Genomic DNA, 4,121 nt, shown 5'->3' with positions numbered 1-4,121 from the left:
CGCCCTGGGCAGGTGTTCTATGGCATCCCTCTGGCGGGTGCGCCTGCCCAGAAGTAAAAATGTTTGTTAGAAGAAAAATAGCGCGATTCACCCCCATACTAAAGTCTGGGGATTTCTCGCTCACAAAATGTTAATTTTTGGATTTATTAGCTTGCTTATAGTTTTATATGCATAGTTCTACGTTCTTTACTTGTTTATTTCACCCGTAAAACTTTATAAATCATAGTTCTGTATTGAAATTAAATTTTAACTATATCGGGAGTGAAAACATCTGGGTAGGAATCGATGATACGGATTCAGTTAAGGGTGGTTGCACAACCTACGTAGCACTGACTATAATAAAAAAACTGGTCGATGAAGACTACGATATCATAGGTTACCCGCGGCTTGTTAGATTAAACCCAAACATACCATGGAAGACTAGGGGTAACGGAGCAATCTCATTTAGAGTTGGAAGAGGCATCGATGGAAAAACTAGGACCGGAGAAATAGATGATGAAAACATTTTTTGTTATTCGAAAGAATCATCAAAAAATTTATCAGATTCTGATATAAAAGAAATAAGTAATATTGTGGAAAATATCGTTGATAAGTATGCTAGATTAGATGATAAAAAAACCAACAGCGGTTTTGTTATAACAAAGAAGCAGCCATCTTTTGGGTTTTATGAAAAAACAGTGAAGGACATCGTTTCTTTAAATGATGTTAAAAAACTTTTAAAATCCATGAAAGCAGAGTATAAAGGTTACAAGAACTGTCGTGGTCTTATAGGTGCTACCGCATCAATCGCTTGGCGTCCATTAAAAGACAGCACCTACGAGTTGATCACTTACAGAGAGAAAAAGAGGTGGGGTACAGAGAGGAATGTGGATGATGGGTCTGTGAAAAAGATGGATAAAAGATGTTTATCAACTTTTGACAACTATGATTACAGAAATAAGCATAATAGGCTTGTGCCAAACTCACCCTGCCCTGTTTTGTATGGTATACGTGGGGATGATGAAGAAGAATTGGTACGAGCGTATGGGATGATTAAGTCTGAGAGGGTTGATAGCTGGTTGGTTTTTGAGACTAACCAGGGCACTGATGATCATCTTCAGAGGAAAATCGTTGGTGAAATACAGTCTTATCAATCTGTTATAACCAAAGGACGCGTGTGTGAGCCACCTCATACAATTAAGGGCGGGCATGTTATTTTTAGGATAAAAGATTCATCCGGTGAGATTGATTGTGCTGCTTATGAGCCGACAAAAGAGTTTAGAAATATAGTAAGAGAGTTGGTATCTGGTGATGTTGTTGAGGTTTATGGTGGCGTTAGAGGAAAACCTTTGACTATTAACCTAGAAAAGATAAACATTAAGAGATTAGAAAAACAAATTGAAAAGTTTGAAAACCCTGTTTGTCCAAGATGCGGTAAACATATGAAATCTAAGGGTAAAAACCAGGGTTATAGATGTGTTAGATGTGGGACTAAAAGTAAAAAACCCATTTTGAGGGAAAAAGAAAGAAGGGTTTCTTTAGGGTTTTATGAGGTACCTGTTTGCGCTAGAAGACATATCAGTAAACCATTGAAAAGAATGAAACCATAAGGCTTTTTAAGGATGTTTTGCTTTCTTGATTTCTAAAATTTAACCTGCGGGTGTGGTGTAGTCTGGTATCACTTAAGCTTGCCAAGCTTACAACTCGGGTTCAAATCCCGGCGCCCGCATTTCTTAGCTGAAGAGGTTCACGCAGGATTTTTTTTAACATTTAGATTTTGAATTTTTTTATTGCCACATTTATTAACACACATACCATAGAAAAAATATCATAAGACAGTTGTTTCTCAATTCATATACTTGAAAATAATTTTTTTTCTTTCTATAAAACTAGACTTTAAAACCTTGATTGGACATGCATTTTTTTCAAAATCGTAACTTTATAATACTGATGGTAACTACCTGTTGTAAAAGCTGGTTGTTTAAATTATGCTTAAACTTGATTTACACATTCACTCACAGTACTCAGAGGATGCCTCTGGTTCCCCAAAAGAGATAATGGATTTTTTGCAGAAAAAAGGACTAGATGGTATGGCTATCACAGACCATAACTCAATAAAAGGATCAATTGAGGCGTTGAAACTTAAACCAAAAGAGTTCATAATAATACCAGGCATAGAGATATCAACCCTTGATGGACATATTTTAGCGTTAAACATTAAAAAAGAGATACAACGTGAACTAACAGTTGAAGAAACAGTTGAAAAAATACTAGACGAAGGCGGCATACCAATTGTTCCACATCTTTTTAGGAAAATGTCTGGTATAAAGGAAGAAAAACTAAAAACAATATACACTAAGGTTCCTGCTATGGAGGTTTTCAACGGCTGTAGTATGCCCAAAACAAACATCAAAACAGCTAGGGTAGCCAAACAATACAACTTGGGTGGAACCGGTGGCAGCGACGCACATGACCCATTGTATGCAGGCTATGGGTACACGATAATAGATACTACAGACAATAACGTAGACTCTGTTCTTTCTTTTATTGAAAAGAAAAACACGTGGGGTGAAGGCAGCACAATCCCTTTGAGGGTGAGGCGTGATCGTATGCTTAAATCAATCAGACAGTTCTTCGAACGTGGTTTTAAGAGAATTTAGAGTCGTAAACACCTTCATCGATTGCTTTCTGGATTTCTTGTGGTTTTTTCCCCTCGACTGTTACACCAAGTGATACACAAGTCCCTATGATTTCTTTTGTTTTCTTTTTAAGATCCTTACCAAGGAGGCCATCTTGTTTCATTTTAGCGATCTTGATCGCTTGGTCAACTGTGAGGTTACCAATTTTATGAGTTGATGGTGATCCTGATCCTTTTTCAACACGTAGTTCTTTCAGGATGAGTGATGAAGCAGGTGGTGTACCAACTTCTATCTCAAACTTTTTTGTTTTAGAATCAACAATAACCTTCACTGGGACCTTCATACCCTCAAACTGTTTGGTTTTATCGTTAATTGCGTTTATTATCTGCATTATGTTTACGCCTAGTGGACCAAGCGCTGGACCAAGTGGTGGACCAGCAGATGCTTTCCCACCTTCAACAAGTGCTTTTACTGTATCCGGCATACTATTTTGATTCCTCCTCTTTCTTTTTATCTTCTTCTTTTCTCTTTATCACCCTAACCTGCTCTCCTCTAACTGTTATTGGTATTGGTACAACAGACTCAAAAAGCTCAACAGTTATCTCCTCTTTTGTGTCATCTATGTGTGTAACCTTAGCTGTTTCACCACGGAACGGACCAGCTATCATCTCAACCACGTCACCCTCAGCTATCTTTGCAACAGTGGATGCTGGTACAAGGAAATGCTCTATCTGCTGTATAGGTGTATCACCCTCGAGTATGTTACGTGCATAAGAAATTGTTTTAACCATCTCTTTTATACGTTCTATGTCATAGCTTTCAACAAAAATATATCCCCTAAGCTCTGGTGTCACAAGAATCGAGGGTATCTTTATTTTTGATTTATCTGCCCTGCTACTTATTAGATCAGCTGCGCTCTGTTCTTTACCAACCTGTGTTTTTATAGTAAAAATCTTTGTTTTTTCTTCCATGCTATCATCAGAATTTACATCTTGCATAATATTACACCATCTAGTGGATCAAACCAAGTTGTTTTGCTATCCAAGGTGCAACCTGGGTAGCAAGTAAAAAAATTACGAAACCTATACCACCTATAACTAGTATACCTACGCCTGTTATCATCGATGTTTTGCTGTATTCTTCACTAGTAGGCTTACGAGTCATTTTAAGGACTCTACCGTATTTACCCATACCTATTCTCTTCTGTCTAGCCTCTATCCTGTGTTGTAAATCCCAGGCTCTTTCCATAAAGCTTTTGTCACTTTTGAATAATTTCACTATATTTACACCTCAAATAAAATCTAATCCGTCAAATAACTAGTTATATATAATATTATTGCCCGTAACAGCTCAGTCTGCAAATGAGTTGGTTTAATGTCATTTTTGTTCATGTAAATTTCGTAATAATCTAAAAGGTGCAGGGAAAGGATTTAAAGAGGATATACGATAGGGTGATGGCATAGAGAAGTAGTTTTTGAATGAAACTAGAAGTTACTTAATAAT

5 protein-coding genes and 1 tRNA gene are annotated in these 4,121 nt (G+C 37.1%); 3 read left to right on the top strand and 3 right to left on the bottom strand.

Annotation, left to right across the window (positions count from 1 at the left end; all coding sequences use genetic code 11):
* Window positions 1–233 precede the first annotated feature (233 nt).
* From QHH19_06945 to QHH19_06935, 3 genes are all read left to right on the top strand, one after another.
* The gene (locus QHH19_06945) at window positions 234–1,589 is read left to right on the top strand and encodes a tRNA(Ile)(2)-agmatinylcytidine synthase (GenBank protein ID MDH7518058.1); all 1,356 of its coding nucleotides are present in this window, start codon (window positions 234–236) and stop codon (window positions 1,587–1,589) included.
* 46 nt (window positions 1,590–1,635) lie between these two features.
* A tRNA-Gly gene (locus tag QHH19_06940) sits at window positions 1,636–1,708 on the top strand.
* A gap of 259 nt (window positions 1,709–1,967) precedes the next feature.
* Window positions 1,968–2,639 carry a CehA/McbA family metallohydrolase gene (locus tag QHH19_06935; GenBank protein ID MDH7518057.1) on the top strand — a complete coding sequence of 224 codons (672 nt, stop codon included), beginning with the start codon at window positions 1,968–1,970 and terminating at the stop codon, window positions 2,637–2,639.
* On the opposite strand, the gene QHH19_06930 is transcribed toward QHH19_06935, so the two are convergent.
* Genes QHH19_06930 through QHH19_06920 form a run of 3 tightly spaced genes read right to left on the bottom strand, consistent with a single transcriptional unit; the run spans window position 2,626 to window position 3,866 of the window.
* Window positions 2,626–3,102, bottom strand: coding sequence for a 50S ribosomal protein L11 (locus QHH19_06930; protein ID MDH7518056.1), 477 nt, complete (start codon window positions 3,100–3,102; stop codon window positions 2,626–2,628). The genes QHH19_06935 and QHH19_06930 overlap by 14 nt on opposite strands.
* Before the next feature lies 1 nt (window position 3,103).
* Complete coding sequence (locus QHH19_06925; protein MDH7518055.1) at window positions 3,104–3,616, bottom strand: transcription elongation factor Spt5; 513 nt, start codon at window positions 3,614–3,616, stop codon at window positions 3,104–3,106.
* 13 nt (window positions 3,617–3,629) lie between these two features.
* Window positions 3,630–3,866, bottom strand: a complete 237-nt coding sequence (locus QHH19_06920; protein MDH7518054.1) for a protein translocase SEC61 complex subunit gamma — start codon at window positions 3,864–3,866, stop codon at window positions 3,630–3,632.
* Window positions 3,867–4,121: the final 255 nt, after the last annotated feature.

The sequence above is a fragment of the Candidatus Thermoplasmatota archaeon genome (assembly GCA_029907305.1).
GTDB lineage: Archaea > Thermoplasmatota > E2 > DHVEG-1 > DHVEG-1 > JARYMC01.
The sequence above is the reverse complement of the archived record's forward strand: the minus strand, read 5'-3'. Positions and strand labels throughout refer to the sequence as shown.

Bases quoted from the DNA above. Each gene is read 5' to 3' on its own strand.
- QHH19_06925 (MDH7518055.1), bottom strand. From the start codon at position 3,616: ATGCAAGATGTAAATTCTGATGATAGCATGGAAGAAAAAACAAAGATT.
- QHH19_06920 (MDH7518054.1), bottom strand. From the start codon at position 3,866: ATGGAAAGAGCCTGGGATTTACAACACAGGATAGAGGCTAGACAGAAG.
- QHH19_06935 (MDH7518057.1), top strand. From the start codon at position 1,968: ATGCTTAAACTTGATTTACACATTCACTCACAGTACTCAGAGGATGCC.
- QHH19_06930 (MDH7518056.1), bottom strand. From the start codon at position 3,102: ATGCCGGATACAGTAAAAGCACTTGTTGAAGGTGGGAAAGCATCTGCT.